At 48.7% G+C, this 15350-nt stretch carries 9 protein-coding genes; 6 read left to right on the top strand and 3 right to left on the bottom strand.

Features of this window, described 5'->3' with window-relative positions:
* Nucleotides 1–48: 48 nt before the first annotated feature.
* From ELR70_RS20530 to ELR70_RS20515, 3 genes are all read right to left on the bottom strand, one after another.
* Complete coding sequence (locus ELR70_RS20530) at nt 49–2148, bottom strand: dockerin type I domain-containing protein (protein WP_128064698.1); 2100 nt, start codon at nt 2146–2148, stop codon at nt 49–51.
* A gap of 135 nt (nt 2149–2283) precedes the next feature.
* Entirely contained in the window at nt 2284–2901 is a 618-nt protein-coding gene (locus tag ELR70_RS20525; protein WP_054015542.1) for a response regulator transcription factor, read from the bottom strand.
* A 574-nt stretch (nt 2902–3475) separates the two neighbouring features.
* The gene (locus tag ELR70_RS20515; RefSeq protein ID WP_054015540.1) at nt 3476–5800 is read right to left on the bottom strand and encodes a TonB-dependent receptor; all 2325 of its coding nucleotides are present in this window, start codon (nt 5798–5800) and stop codon (nt 3476–3478) included.
* Between the two features lie 1101 nt (nt 5801–6901).
* Here ELR70_RS20515 and ELR70_RS20510 point away from each other — a divergent pair.
* The 6 genes from ELR70_RS20510 to ELR70_RS20490 all read left to right on the top strand — a co-directional run bounded on the left by ELR70_RS20510 (nt 6902) and on the right by ELR70_RS20490 (nt 15312).
* Nucleotides 6902–9724, top strand: a complete 2823-nt coding sequence (locus tag ELR70_RS20510) for a glycosyl hydrolase (RefSeq protein WP_241566341.1) — start codon at nt 6902–6904, stop codon at nt 9722–9724.
* A gap of 194 nt (nt 9725–9918) precedes the next feature.
* Entirely contained in the window at nt 9919–13743 is a 3825-nt protein-coding gene (locus ELR70_RS20505) for a COR domain-containing protein (RefSeq protein ID WP_054015538.1), read from the top strand.
* Nucleotides 13685–14140 carry a GNAT family N-acetyltransferase gene (locus ELR70_RS20500; RefSeq protein WP_054015537.1) on the top strand — a complete coding sequence of 152 codons (456 nt, stop codon included), beginning with the start codon at nt 13685–13687 and terminating at the stop codon, nt 14138–14140. Before ELR70_RS20505 ends, ELR70_RS20500 begins: the two co-directional genes overlap by 59 nt.
* Nucleotides 14141–14232: 92 nt before the next feature.
* Nucleotides 14233–14643 carry a GNAT family N-acetyltransferase gene (locus ELR70_RS25570; RefSeq protein ID WP_241566340.1) on the top strand — a complete coding sequence of 137 codons (411 nt, stop codon included), beginning with the start codon at nt 14233–14235 and terminating at the stop codon, nt 14641–14643.
* Entirely contained in the window at nt 14640–14870 is a 231-nt protein-coding gene (locus tag ELR70_RS25565; protein WP_241566339.1) for a GNAT family N-acetyltransferase, read from the top strand. The genes ELR70_RS25570 and ELR70_RS25565 overlap by 4 nt, the downstream gene beginning before the upstream one ends.
* Nucleotides 14871–14934: 64 nt before the next feature.
* Nucleotides 14935–15312 carry an MmcQ/YjbR family DNA-binding protein gene (locus tag ELR70_RS20490; protein ID WP_054015535.1) on the top strand — a complete coding sequence of 126 codons (378 nt, stop codon included), beginning with the start codon at nt 14935–14937 and terminating at the stop codon, nt 15310–15312.
* Nucleotides 15313–15350: the final 38 nt, after the last annotated feature.

Raw genomic sequence — 15350 nt, 5'->3', positions numbered from 1 at the left:
ACGTTTATGAATATCGGGGAGATCTAATTCAATCACCCCGTTTATTAGTTACCAGCTTTGTGGTACTTGTTTACCAAAGTTGGCACCCAGCAGGGTTAAATCCCGCAGGTTGATAGCGCCGTCGCGATTAAAGTCGGCGGCCATCACATAGCCGTTTTGTTCGCCTTCAACAGAGCGATAAGCGCCCAGCAGCAGGGTCAGGTCGGCAATGTCGATTTGGTTGTCGCCATTGCTGTCACCGCCAACTAAGTTAATCTGACCAAAGTCGATATCAGCCTGACCTGTAGCCAGGTTGACCTGCTTTTCGGCCGTGAGATATCCAGGTGCACTTAACGCCATGGTGACGTCACCCAGGCCAACGCGCACAGAGAAGCTGCCATCCGGGTTAATGGTGACGGGCTGGCCGTTGATTAAGAGCGTCACAAAGGCGTAGTCGCCAGCGGTGCTCAGGCTGGAAATGTTGCCAGTTAAGGTGACGGACTCTGCGATGGTGAAGGTGTAGTCGGTACTGTTTTGCAGCAGGTAATTGCCTTGCTGGTCGGTCATTTGCGCTTGCAGTGTCAGGTTGACATTACCCGCTTGCTCGGCAATCAGAGTGACAGCGGCAAAGTCGCCTTCGCCCGACTTGGCGGTGGCTGGGGCAATCAGTGCCAGTGCGCCATCCCATTGGTTGTCGCTGATACCCATGGGCACAGAGAGGCGCTCATCTGAAGGCAGAAACTCACCATATTCCCCTCCAGAAATACGGGCTTTGGTGGTATCACTCAGGCTGACGACGGCATCCAGACCATAAATGTCATTACCTGATACGTGTAGAGGCAGTGTGATAACATCGCCTTGCAGCACTGTGGATTGAGGCATGGAGAGTGTCATGGTATCGGCTTGAACGGCTTCAAGCTGGAATCTCTGTGCGTAAACATTGTAATCACCTGATGCCAGTTTACCGCTCCAGCTGACAACAAAATCATTGCTACTGATTGCACTTATTGCAGGGGAAAACTGAGTGTCATCAGTCGTTGTATTGACCTGAAACTCTTCTCCATTACGGCTGCCATCGTTGTTAAAGGCTTGCGCAAAAATACCATAATTGCTGCCGTCTTGTTGCCAACTGTACCAGGTGATCAGGTAGCCACCGTTATCAAGCGCTGTGCCGGAGGGGCTTGTCTGGTCATCTTGTGTATGTGTATTGACCACAAAGTCATCCCCTTTCGCAACGACGTTTGAATCAAAATGTCTTGCATATACCCCCACGGCATCGCCATCACGATCTAAGCTGGTCCAGACAACCACGAATTCACCGTTGTATAAGCTGTAAATCGAGGGAGAACTCTCAGAAAATCCACTGACTGTGCTGACGAAAAACTCAGTGCCGTCAACATCTCCATTGGCATCATATTGTTGACCAATAAGGCGAGAGGCGCGAGTAGACTTTGCGATCATTAAGAATCCATTGTCACTGGTTTGTACAATCTCAGGGAAAGATGCACCTGATTTCTTCATCGGTTGGGATGATTGCATTACACCACTGTTATTAAATACGCTCGCGAATGAGTTTGTATCTGAATCAGCCCTTGAATACTCAGACCAGCCGATGATATACCCTCCGGTTGACAATGGAGAAATTGAAACACCATGAACTGATTGAGCAGCACTATTATGTAGTGTGACTTGTTCCCCGGCACGGGTGCCGTCAACATTAAAATGCTGCGCAGCAATCACAGCTCCATCGGTTTTGTTTGTAGCCCAAACTACAACAAAGCTCCCATCATGAAGGGTCGCAACCTCAGGGTCTACCTGAGAACCGTCGGTGATGCTGTTGACGCGAAACTCGGAGCCGACAGGGCTACCCGATGCATCATAGCGTTGTGCATAAATACCATACACGCTGCCGTCCTGCTCCTTACTTTGCCACACTATCACGAACTGCCCGTCATTAAGACGGCCAACTGAAGAGGAGAGCTGGTTCTCTGGCATATGTGTGTTGACTAAGAATTCGCTTCCGACTTTAAGTGGCGTACCTGCATAGCCCAGTGTTGGTAAACTGAACAGAGCGATAGCCATTGCTACTCGTGACAGGCGCTTGCCAGAGCCGAATTTTTTGGTTCGGGAAAGTCGATTTATACCGATCGCTTTGGAGGTTAATTTCATTGTCTAGTCCTTGAATATATGGGTATTGTTGGGTTCGCATTATTAAATGCCCATACAAGTTACAAACACCACCTGTGAATATAAATAGGGTATTTCCCCTATATCGGCTCAAATGCTCGTGCTGTGGCTGTTAAATTACAGCGATATCCCTTCCTCAATCGCAAAACGCACCAGCTGAGCTGTTTTTTTAAATCCCAGTTTTTTCATAACCCGGGTACGGTGCGCATCTACTGTTTTGGCGGAGATAAACAGGGCCTCTCCAATTTCTTTGTTGGTTTGGCCTAAGGAGATATGGTGAATAATTTCTTTTTCCCGAATGGTTAAATCAAAATCAGCTTTGTTGTTGCGATAGCTCTGCAATTCAGATTGATGACTGGCACTGATATATTGCCTGCCAGTGTGTACAGTATGAATGGCTTTGATCAGTGAATGAAATGTGTCGCTTTTGGGTAGATACCCATGTGCGCCAGCTTCAAGCGCATTGTCGACCACTTTTATGTCGCTATGCATGGTGAGCAATATTACTCGGGTTTTAAGGTCTCGCGCTTTGATGCGCTGACACACACTGAGGCCGCTGACTTCACCCATTGTGATATCTAGAATCGCGATATCCGGTTCATGTTTAAGAATGCACTGCCAGGCCTGTTTTCCGGAGCCAACATCAGCAATAACAGTGCCGACCTTGGCTGCTTGGATCAGTGCTAGCAGTCCCTGCCTGACGATATGGTGGTCATCCGCAACGATGATTTTCATTATTGTTTTTATTGATAGGTAATTTCTTATATTTCAGCATATTACCATTCCACTTTGAAACGTTATCGGTAGTGAGCAAATAATTCGTTTCAATTTTTAACTGTTTTTATATACAGTTGTATATGTGCAGTGTGTTTGTTAACAAAGTAGGAAAAGCAATGAAGTATATGGGAAGTTGTCACTGTAGAGCGGTACAGTTTGAATTTGAAAGTGAGAAGCTCACAGAAGCGCTGCAATGCAATTGCTCTGTTTGCATAAGAAAAAACGCCATAATGTCGAAGCAAAGCTTCGCGGGACATGCCTTCACGCTGTTATCGGGTAAAGATAGTTTAAGTATCTATCACTGGGCGATTGTGATGTTAATCACTATTTTTGTAAGGTGTGTGGTATCTACCCTTTTCATGATACCAGCTATGAGCCGGGCTGTTACCGGGTCAATCTGGGTTGTGTCGATGGACTTGATCCAAGGGCGCTTGTAATTACTGAATTTGATGGTAGAAATCAGTTGTAAAACAAATAGCCGCCTTGCGGCGGCTATTAGGCTTTTTTCGCGGGTAAGTTTGCTCAACAGAGCTTAAAATTCCATCTGAAAAGTCAAAGAGACCTGACGAGACTTACCAATGTATTGCTGCCCATAACTGGTGAACGTCTTGCCCTCGTTGTCGGCTTCTTTGAAGTAACTGCGGATATAATCTTTGTCGAATAAGTTTCTGACATCCAGACGTACGCTGTAGTTATCCCACTTATAACCCACTTGCGAGTTTACGATTAAGCGATCATCATTCACCGGCTCATTATTGAGGGCGTACTTGTCCGCTTCCAATGCTACTTTAGGGTTCATGTAAGCTAAGCTTGATCCTGTGTATTTGGCGTTAACATTGACGTACAGGCCATTGTCAAAGGTGTAGTTGGAAGCCACATTGGCTGTCCAGTCTGGGGCATCGGCGAACGGACGACCGGTCTGTGGGCCAAACTCGGTGAACTTGGTTTTTGCCAGGCCAGCCCCTGCGGTTACCGACCAATTTTTGCTTGGGTAATAGAATACTTCAGCTTCCCAGCCTTTTACCTCAGATTCACCAGCGTTCACGGTTTCTGTGTCGTACAGTGCACCAGAAAGGCGCTGTTTTACCTGCTGATCTTTCCATTCCAGCATAAATGCATTGGCATTGACCACCAGCTTGCCATCGAGCCATACCGAGCGGAACGATAACTCATAGTTGTCGGTGTACTCAGGCTCGTAACTAAAGATACGAGAGCGGGCCATGTTAAAGCCAACCCCACCTGAGCGATAACCTTTTTGGTAAATAAAGCTGGTCGATATATCTTGGTTGAAGTGATACGTCGCGCCCAATTTGGGTAACCAGGCACTAAAGTCTTCGCTCGACTCAGGCTCTACGCCAGAGGCTGAGGCCGCAAAGCCATTCAGATAAGCATTGATCCCAGTTACAAGAGGGCTTAGTTGCGCTGGAACCTGAGTTGGATCAGGTAGGTGATTATCTATAGTGTAAGCATTGTCGGCGCTATTAGTTTGCTCTTCTGTGTCGTATCGCAGGCCAGCCAGTAGATCGATTTGCTCTGTGACAGACCAGGTTACATCGCCGTATATCGCTGCCGTCTTAATTTTTTGTGCTAAACCGTAGTTCATATTAAGGACAACAGGGTCGATATTAGGATACAAAGGGGCAGCCATAGCTGCTGTCTGCGCTGCAACTTCGACAGGAAGCCCTTGTTGCATGAGTAATCCGGTAACCGCTGTTGTAAAGTCCGATACACCAACCGCTTGTTGCAGGGTCAGGATACGTTGTCCCTCTGCCCGGTCATCAACATCAACCTGTGATGCATACAAGCCAAATGCGGCCTGAAGATCGTCAGATTCATAAGTTAATCTGAGTTCCTGGCTAAAGGTTTCATCCGTACGGCGATTGGCATTGTCTTTGACAATCTGGGTAGGTTGCATATCACCATCCCAGTTATAGCCATAGTCAGATTCGTTGTACGTGGTAATAGAGTGGAATGACGTTGTCTCATTCACATCCCAGGTGACTTCCAGGTTATAGATATCCGTTTTGGTTTCTTCCCAAATTGGAGAGTTGAAATCTACGGTACGGTCGAACGGAGACTCACCAAAGTCGTACAGGCTCCAGAAAACACCAAAGCGATTTTCATTGTTGGTGTAAGTCAATAGCACATCGATGTCGTCGTTTGGTTCAAACAATACTTTGGTGCGCAGGGTCTGACTCTCTTCGAAATTAGACGTATCTCCACGCGTTGTGTTGTCAATGTCACCGTCGGTTTCTTTGTCTTCGTAGCTGACTCTGAATGCCAGCATATCTTCTATCAGGCCCATACCACCGGCGAACGCAAATTCCTGCTGACCGTGTTGGCCAACGGTGGCTTTAAATTTAGCAGATGGCTCATAGGTTGGATCTTGCGAGCGGATCATAATGGCACCCGCCAGCGCGTTGCGCCCTTGCAGAGTTGACTGAGGACCACGGAACACTTCAACCTGTGCCAGATCCCAAACAGACAATCCGCCACTTTTGACCATGCGAAATGGCAGAGGCGCACCATCAAGGTACATACTGGTTAAGAAGCTATTACCGCCGCCTGATACGGAGAACGAGTCGACGCCACGTATTCTGAAGCCATCGTTAAAGTCTCCAGATACGTTTGGCATCATCGAAAAGGCGTCATTGATATTCTGTAGGTTGTTTTGTTCCATGTCCTTGCTGGTAACGACTGCAACACTGCTTGGTGTGTCTTGCAAAGTCCGGTCTATCTTTTGACCTTGTACAACAATTACATCCAGTTCTTTTGTTTCATCTGCAATAGCGGTTGATGCAGTAGCGACAGAAACAAGTGCTAAACCAACAGATTTAGCCAGAATATTCAATTTCATACGTTAAGCTTCCAGAGAGTTTAGAGAGAGTTAAATTAATTTTTTCGGGAATAATACGTGATTATTCTAAAAATACAAATGATATCCACTATCATTTGCAAGTGCGGACCTAAATAATCTCTTTTGTATACCTCACAGTGCTGTAGTCGATTGATGTGGCACTTCGATGGATCACCCGTGCTGGCATGTTGCAGATACCAGGTGAGGGCTTCTGGTTGTGCAGCAGACTAGGTGTGAGCACAACGTGTTGATGGGGAAATTCATCTGTACTGCGGGAATGGGCAGTGGTTAACAGTTATTCACGAAAAGGCGTGTACCTGATGGATTAGTGCCCGCTGAGGTTTTGTTGAATGTTGCGAAACAAACTCTGAGTCTGGCAGCGAACGGCATCAGAATCAGAACTGCTTAAAAAGAGGCTTTTTCAAATAAATCATGCCTCTAAATGTTTTTGTCTTGTATTTTTGTGGCGTCATAGTCACTTGCTTCGGCTTTTTGTCGCGTTTTATTTGAGCGCCAACGCACACTTATTGCACTGCCTCTGTAAGTAACATACGGTTAATAAGTTTTTTAAAGTGTTATGTTGTAACGCTTTGGGTAATCGACACAATAATAATAGGGAAAATGTATGCAACAACTAAAACTTGGCCGCGCGATGCGCATTGCCTTGCTGGGGGCAGCCGCGACACTGTGCAGCCTGCCTGGCCTGGCCGCCAAAAGTGATGAAGGGGTATTATCAGCTGCCACATTCAAGGGGCTGGAACTGAGAAATATCGGACCGGGCTTTATGTCGGGTCGTATTGCGGATATTGCCATCGACCCCAAAGATACCAGTGTCTGGTATGTGGGCGTGGGCTCCGGCGGAGTATGGAAAACCAAGAATGCCGGTGTGACCTGGCAGCCTGTTTTTGACGACCAGCCGGTATATTCGATTGGTGCCGTGGTGCTGGATCCAAATAACAGCAATACCGTTTGGGTTGGCACGGGAGAGAACGTTGGTGGTCGCCATGTCAGCTTTGGTGACGGCATCTATGTGAGTCATGACGGCGGTGCAAGCTGGACCAATATGGGCCTGAAAACTCTGGCCATATTTCAGAAATTATCGTGCATCCAACGGATTCAAATACCGTCTGGGTTGCCGCTCAGGGGCCGCTATGGAGCAAAGGCGGTCAGCGTGGTTTGTATAAAACCACCGATGGCGGTAAAACCTGGGACAAAGTACTGGGTGACAATGACTGGACCGGTGTAACCGATGTCGCTATCGATCCGCGCGATCCGAATGTACTGTATGCCGCCACCTGGCAGCGCCACCGCACTGTGGCTGCGTATTATGGCGGTGGCCCGGGTTCTGGCCTGCATAAATCAACCGACGGTGGTAAAACCTGGCAAAAACTATCTCAGGGATTGCCTAAAGGGGAAATGGGTAAAATTGGCCTGGAAGTCTCACCCATCAACCCGGATGTGGTGTATGCTGCCATTGAATTAGACCGCCGTACCGGGGCGGTATATCGCTCTGCTGATCGTGGTGCGTCCTGGGTTAAAGGTGCCGACGCCGTAGCAGGCGGTACCGGACCGCACTACTATCAGGAGCTCTACGCCAGCCCCCATTACTTCGACCATATCTATCTTGCTGGTGTGCGTTTACACGAGTCTAAAGATGGTGGTCAATCTTTCAAAAGAATGGAAGAAAAAGACAAGCATGGCGATAACCATGCAATGGAGTTTATCGCAGGTGACAAAAACTACATGATGGTGGGGTCAGATGGTGGTTTATATGAAAGCTTTGACAGCGGCATCCATTGGCGTTACCACGAAAACCTGCCTGTGACTCAGTACTACAAACTGGCACTGGATGACGACAAGCCGTTTTATAATATCTATGGCGGCACACAGGATAACAATACTCAGGGTGGCCCGTCTCGTACACTTAACAGCCATGGTATTTTGAACACTGACTGGAAAGTGGTGTTATTCGGTGATGGCCACCAGCCTGCAACCGAACCGGGTAATCCGGATATTGTGTATGCTCAGTGGCAGCAGGGTAACCTGACCCGCTATGACCGCACTACCGGAGAGATGGTGTATATCAAGCCGCAGCCTGGCAAAGGTGAAAAGCCCGAGCGCTTTAACTGGGATGCCCCTATTCTGGTCAGCCCGCACAAGCCATCGCGCTTGTATTTTGCCTCACACCGGGTGTGGCAATCTGAAGACCGCGGCGACAGCTGGACACCAATCTCCGGCGATCTGACCAAAAATCGTGAGCGTATTCATCAGCCTATTATGGGCGGTAAGCAAGGCTGGGACGGCGCCTGGGACATGTTTGCGATGTCGCAGTACAGCACCATTACCTCTTTGTCGGAGTCGCCATTGGTTGAAGGCCTGTTGTATGCCGGCACCGATGATGGTCATATTCAGATCACCGAAAATGGCGGCAAATCCTGGCGTAAGGTGGATGTAAAACGCCTGCCTAAGGTGCCAGATACGGCATTTATCAACGACATTAAAGCCGATCTGTTCGACCCGGATACGGTCTATATTGCGCTGGATAACCACAAGTTTGGCGACTATAAGCCTTACTTGCTGAAAAGCACCAACCGCGGTAAATCCTGGAAGTCGATTGCCAGCAATCTGCCTGATAAGCACTTAGTGTGGCGTGTGGTACAGGATCACGTTGATCCGAACCTGTTGTTTGCCGGTACTGAATTCGGCCTGTTTTTCACCATTGATGGTGGTAAGCGCTGGGTAGAGCTGACGGGCAACGTACCGACCATTTCGTTCCGCGACCTGGCCATTCAGCGTCGTGAAAACGACTTAGTGGGTGCCAGCTTTGGCCGCGGTTTCTTTGTACTGGATGACTATCGGGCACTGCGTAATCTGTCGGAAGATAAGCTGGCGCAGGAGTCTCTGTTGTTCCCAACCCGAGATGCACTGTGGTATATCCAGCGCAACCCGCTGGGCGGTGGCGAAGTGGGCACTCAGGGCGGTAACAAATACCGTGCACCTAACCCGGACTTTGGTGCCACCTTCACCTACTACCTCAAAGACGACATTAAGAGTCTGAAGGCACAGCGTCAGGCAAAAGAAAAAGCGCTGAAAGAAGATAAAAAGTCATTTGGTGTCCCTTCGTGGGAATCGCTCGAAGCCGAAAAACGTCAGCAGCAGCCAGCTGTGTGGTTTACTATACGTGATGCGCAGGGCAATGTGATCCGCAAGTTGCAGGGCAAGGCCAAAAAAGGTCTGCACCGTATCAGCTGGGATCTGCGCTGGCCGGCGCATCAGGCCATTGGCATGCAGGGCAATTACTTCTCGCCTAACCCTCAGGGCCCACTGGTCACGCCGGGCACCTACAGTGTCAGCATGAGCAAAGAAGTGGACGGTCAGGTAACTCAGTTGCAGGCGCCGCAAACTTTTGAGGTGGTACAGCTGAATCAGCGTAACGCGCTGAAGGAAATTGATGGCGAAAAAGTAGCTGCCTTCTGGAAAGAAGTGGCAGACGTACAGCGTGTGGCCAGTGCCACAGGTCAGGCACTGGGTAAAGCGGTGAAACGTCTGGATATGCTGGAGCAGTCGCTGGATCGCACCTCAGTGGCACCTGGTGAGTTTGACGGTCAGTTTGCAAACATCCGTAACCAGCTGTTGGCACTGGACAGCCGCCTGAATGGTAATCCGGCGAAAAACCAGGTGGGTGCCTGGAATGATACGCCCACTGTCGGTGACCGTCTGTTCCATGTGCTACTGGGAACCGGCCTGTCCACCTACGGACCAACGCCTTCTATTCGCACCAGCTTAGACCTGGCAACGGAAGAACTCAGAGCGATCCGCAACGAGTTGCAGATCATGTTGAGCGACACCATTCCGGCATTTGAGCAACAGTTGCAGGCCAAAGGTGCTCCCTGGGTACCAGGCCAGTCACTGCCGCAGATCTAAGCGGCCACAGATGATAGTGAACTGAAAAAGGGCTCAGCTGAGCCCTTTTTTTGTTGCTGTTGTTTACCCCTGGCGGTGGAGAAAAATGCTCATAGCGATAGCCGTGTCTAAGCTTGGCGCTTGGTTAAAAAACCGTTAAAGTAGCTGACAGATCAGTGAATTAGCATGCCCCTGTAGCAGGAGACTTACCCCGGATGGCCCAGTTTCAACACCCCGGCGCTTTGCGCGAAGCCCAACACCGTATTCAACAGGCACTCGAACACGGTGCCAGCAGCCTGGATTTAAGTGGTTTACGGCTACGCCGCTTACCCGAGGACATTGCCAAACTGGCCCCCCAGCTGACGGCATTGGATTTAAGTAATTGCAGGGAGTTGCGTAGTCTGGATGGTATTGAGACGTTAACCGGGTTGACTGAGTTAAAGCTCCGTTTCTGTCGGAGGCTTGAAACTTTAGAGCCGCTCAGTCCGTTGGTTGAAATAAAATGGTTAAATATAGAGCTTTGTGATCAGCTAACGTCGTTAAAAGGATTGGAGCGGCTAAATCAGCTGGAAGTGTTAGGTGCTGATCATTGCACCTGCCTGAGTAATATTACTGCACTAAAAGGCAAACCCGCTCTTAAAAACATTAGTCTGGAACGTACAAGAGTATCTGATATATCACCTGTATCTGAATCAGTAAATTTATGCTCGTTAAACCTTTCTGGTTGCTTAAAAGTAAAGTCTTTAGAGCCGCTCAATGGTTTAGCAAATTTGTCTAACTTAAATGTTAGGGATATAAAGCAAAGCATTGACGGTATTACTGCTCTGCCTTCTTTAAAGTCATTGCAAGTTTCTGGTTTAGTTGAAAATATTGATGTTATTGTCCAAATGCAACAGCTGGAAACGTTGAGGCTGAGCGGTGCAAACGATGTGTTTATTAGCACTGCTCTGGCAAAATTGCGCCGTTTAAAGTCGCTTACTCTCTTTCAATTTAACACCGCCGATTTGAATTTTTTGCAGGGCTCACCTCAGCTTGAAGAGCTTCGCCTTTTAGGCTGTACCGAACTATCTGACTTATCAGGGTTGCGCAGGGTTGAACAGCTAAAGTCTCTGGTCTTAAGTTTTAGAGAGAATGTTGTGTCTTTGCAGAGTTTGGCCAGTTTACAACAGCTTGAATCACTCTCCGTGCACGCATGGGAGCCGATGAGGGATGTGTCTGTTGTCTCAAAGTTGTCAAAACTAAAAACGCTGAGTTTGAATAATTTTGGTATGGAGTTAACTCTGAACCCTGCTGACCTACCTGCCAGTTTAGAGGCTTTACATGGGTTTAGTTTTGAGACTCAAAAACCCTCCCTTGATAATATTGCGCATTTGACGTCGCTGCAAGAAGTTAGTACTCACTTTAGGCTAACAGAGTGTCAAATGGATGCGTTAAAAAGCCTGCCTCAAATGATGTCCATCCGATCAGATTGCACCTGGACAAAAGATACCGGCGTATGGAAGCTCACTGGGTTGCAGTGCCAGGAGAACTTATCTGTGAGTGAACTGGATGATCTATATGTGTTTGATAGATTAACGGTACAGGCGCTAAGTTTCTCTGAAAACTCAAAGTTGCAGGACTTAACAACGTTAGGAAACTATAAAAACTTAAACTCGCTAAGTATTAGCGGCTGTCATGGGCTAAAGGACTATTCGCCCTTAATGCATGTCAGTACGTTGGAAACACTTCAAATAGGTATACCGCCCTATTCAAATTCCACTTTGCAGATACACCAGATCCCGAAACTGGACTGGGGTACAGCAGAGTATTTGCTTAACGAGTTACCTAAGCTTGATCTAGCAGGGCAGATCTTAATTGAACATATTCCTCCTGAATTGACCTGCCCGATTAAGCAAAGCGCCATTGAAGACTGGTATTGGGATATCCAGCGCCATGGGCACGCCACGCCGACGGCGTTAAAGGTGATGATCTTGGGCAATGGTCAGATAGGTAAGACGCAGCTGGCCCGGCGTCTGCGGGGCGAGGCATTTGATGAAAGTGTGAAGAGTACCCATGGTATTCAGCTGCACCGCTTTGATTATAACGAGATAGAGATCCAGTGCTGGGACTTTGGTGGTCAGGATGTGTATCTGGGGACCCACAGTTTGTTTATCGACAGTCGGGCATTGTATTTGCTGCTGTGGCATCCGCTCACGGAAAATAACGACCTGGTGCCGTGCGAGCAGATTGAGATCCGTAACCGGCCGCTGAGCTACTGGCTGGCCTATTTAAAGTCGCTGGCGGGGTCGGAAGCTCAGGTAATGGTCTGCCAGAGCCAGTGTGACGACCCAGAGCAGGATCTGCGTGCCCCGGTGCCTCACCCGGTGCCGTTTACCAAGCTACGTGAAGTGCCCATCAGTGCCAAAGTGCCCGGCGGGCTGGACGAGTTTACACCCTTTTTTGAGCGGGCAGTTCAGTTACAGCTTAAACGCAATGGCGATATCTGGCTGCCCAAAAACTGGCTGGCGGTGGAGCAGGAGATTGCCTTGTTGCAGACGCAATTATTACCGTACGACGCCTATCAGACACTGTGTGTGCGCTATGATGTGGCAGCGCCCGAAACCTTAGTGCAGTACCTGCATCAGACAGGCCGGGTGTTTTATCGTAAAGGCTGTTTTGACGACCAGCTGATTCTGGATCAGGCCTGGGCGCTGCAGGGCGTTTACCTGCTGCTGGAGCGCGAGCATGTGATGCCGGCACTCAAAGGTGCTAATGGCTGTTTTGCCAAGGCGGATCTGGAGCCGCTACTGTGGCAGGGGAAGGAGTTTACTGCCAGCGAAAAAGCTTTGTTTGTGGAGATGATGTTGCAGTGTGGGGTGTGCTTTAAACTAACGGATGACAGTTATATCGCTCCCGATGCTTTGCCGGAAAAAGCGGAACGGCAGGGGCATTTTACCAGTATCTGGCAGCAGGGCGAATGTGACTATCATATTCGCCTGGAGTATGCGTTTTTACACGATGCCACCATGCGTTATTTGCTTAGTAAAATTGGGCAGCAGGCGGGGCCTCAGGCCTGTTACTGGCGCTATGGCTGCTGTTATTACGATGCCAAAGCCAATGCCCGGGTATGGTTCGAATGTACGCCGCTCTCGGATGAACAAAAAGGTGAGCGGGATGATTTTAGTAACTATGGTCAGCCCGGGGTGATTGATATTCGTGTTGCCGGTAAACAGGGGCTGGAGCTGGCAAAGCATTTGCTCAAATCGATCACTAGAGAGCAGCACCTAGAACAAAGCGCCCGGGTTGAATGGCGGGTGGGAGAACCAACGGAAGAAGCGCGTGAGATTCAAGACGAGGACACCCCGCTTGCGCCATTTGCGGGCATTAATCCTGCGGCCAAGGCATCAACCGGACTGTACTTTTCTTATGCCAGGGGGAAGGCTCCAGATCCACATCAGCAGATATGCGATGAGATATACACTCAGCTGGCAAAGTATGAGCTTGAGGTGATCCGCGACAGAGAAGCCACAGGATATGGCGACAGCATAGCCGAATTTGAGCGCGAAATTGGCCGCGCCGATGCCGTATTACTGGTGATCAGCCGCAAGTCTTTGTATGAGTCAACGCACTGTATGAATGAGCTTAAGCTGATTTATGAGCATTGCCAGGGACAACAGAGCAAGTTTAATGACAAGGTGTTTCCGGTGATCCTGGCTGATGTACACATTGACTCACTGCAATCACGGCTTGAAATCGTTCAGCACTGGAAACATGAGAAAGAAAAAATAAATGCCCTGATTGATGCCGTTGGCAAAGAAGATGCCGGACCTGAAGCGGTTGCGGAGTTAAAAGCCATGAGTGCCTTTATCGGTTGCATCAATAGCGCGTTAAGCTGGGTAAGCGATAGAGTCACCGAGCGTGAGAGCGAATTACAGGCCGATGCAACGGTGCAATTTGTAGTAGACAAATTAAACCTGAGGTTACGTAACAAAGGACAATACGATGGCAAAGATCCGACTGGCGACACAACAGGATTTACCCGACATAGTTCAGTTGTATAGAGAACTGCGCGGGCATGATCCGCAAATGAGTGAACAGGTGCTTGAATCGGCATGGACCGGGCTGCTGAGCAGTCCGGCGGTCAATATCGTGGTGGCAGAGGTAGACGAGCAGCTTGCGTCGACTTGTCAGCTGGGCATTGTACCCACCCTGACCAATGGCTGTCGGCCGTTTGGGATCATTGAACATGTTATTACCTCTGAGCGCTTTCGTCGTCGTGGTTTAAGTCAGCAGGTTATTGAACAGGCACTGTCACTTGCCTGGGAGCAGCATTGCTATAAGGTGATGTTACTCTCTGGCGCAACACGCACCAGTGCTCACAAGCTATATAAAAAAGTTGGATTTAAATCGGATGTTGAAAATGGGTTTGTTATTAAGAATCCGATGGCAGCAAATTGAAAGGGGCGGGTTGGCCCTTTAATGGGTAAATTTATTCTCATAGCTTTCGTCTTTGTGTTGTTATTTGTCATCATTTTTTATCTATGCATATCGTGAACTTATGGTCCTCTGGACTGACACAGGATAAGCCCCGCGAGCGCGGTGCCCTGCTAGGTGAATATTTTCACCCTTATTTTAATAAACGTTTTTCTCTAAAGCTGATTGGTCGCAATGACTTAGCACGTTTTTGTCGTTGGATGAATGACCCCAGAGTTGCGCAGTTCTGGCAACAGGCCTGGAGTGAAGAAAAACAGTGGCAGTATCTGAGTGATAAACTTGCTGATGCCCATACTTTACCCCTGATTGGTTATCTGGACGACCAGCCCTTTGCTTATCTGGAAGTTTACTGGGCAGCCAGAGACAAGCTGGCAGGTTATTATGATGCGGCGCCCTATGATCGGGGGATACATCTGCTGGTGGAGAACAAAGCTGCCGGGGACCGGATAACTTTCGCTGTTGGATGACCTGCCTCAGCCATCTGATCTATCAAAGCCAGCCCAAGACCCGGCGCATTGTGCTTGAACCCAGAGCCGATAATGTTCGCCTGATGAAGCACATGGCGGGGCTGGGCTATCACAAACAATTTGAGTTTGACTTTCCCCATAAACGTGCCGCACTACTGATGGGGCACAGGGCGCATTTTTATCAACATATTTTTGCTAAATATGACGAGTGTGAGTCAGTCGCTTAGGTCATTGGCATACTCTGAATGAAGGTGTATGGTGCTCAGACAATGTCAGCAAAGGAACATCAATATGGACCATACACAAGCCCATGCTTATCTGCTTAATAAACCCTTTTCTTCCGTTGGACAGCCTTTTGGGCCGGGTGTCGATGTGTTTAAAGTGAAAGACAAGATGTTTGCAACACTGGCTCCGGGCAAATATAACGAAGGAGAGGTCCGTCACTGGTGGTTGAATCTGAAGTGTGACCCGGATGAAGCGCATGCTTTGCGGGACATTTTTGATGCGGTTATTCCCGGTTATCATATGAATAAACGGTTGTGGAATACGGTGATCCTGGATGGCTCTGTGCCTCGTGGAGAAATAGAACGCATGATAGATAACTCGTTCTTGCTGGTGGTGCAAAAAATGACCAAGAAGCAGCGCGAGGCCATCATGGTGCATCTTTAGTTTTTATACGTATTTGGGTTATTCTTGTCGGCGAATAG

The sequence above is a fragment of the Pseudoalteromonas sp. R3 genome, assembly GCF_004014715.1.
Classification (GTDB): Bacteria; Pseudomonadota; Gammaproteobacteria; order Enterobacterales; family Alteromonadaceae; genus Pseudoalteromonas.
Note: the sequence above shows the minus strand (reverse complement) of the source record. Positions and strands in the feature narration are given on the sequence as shown.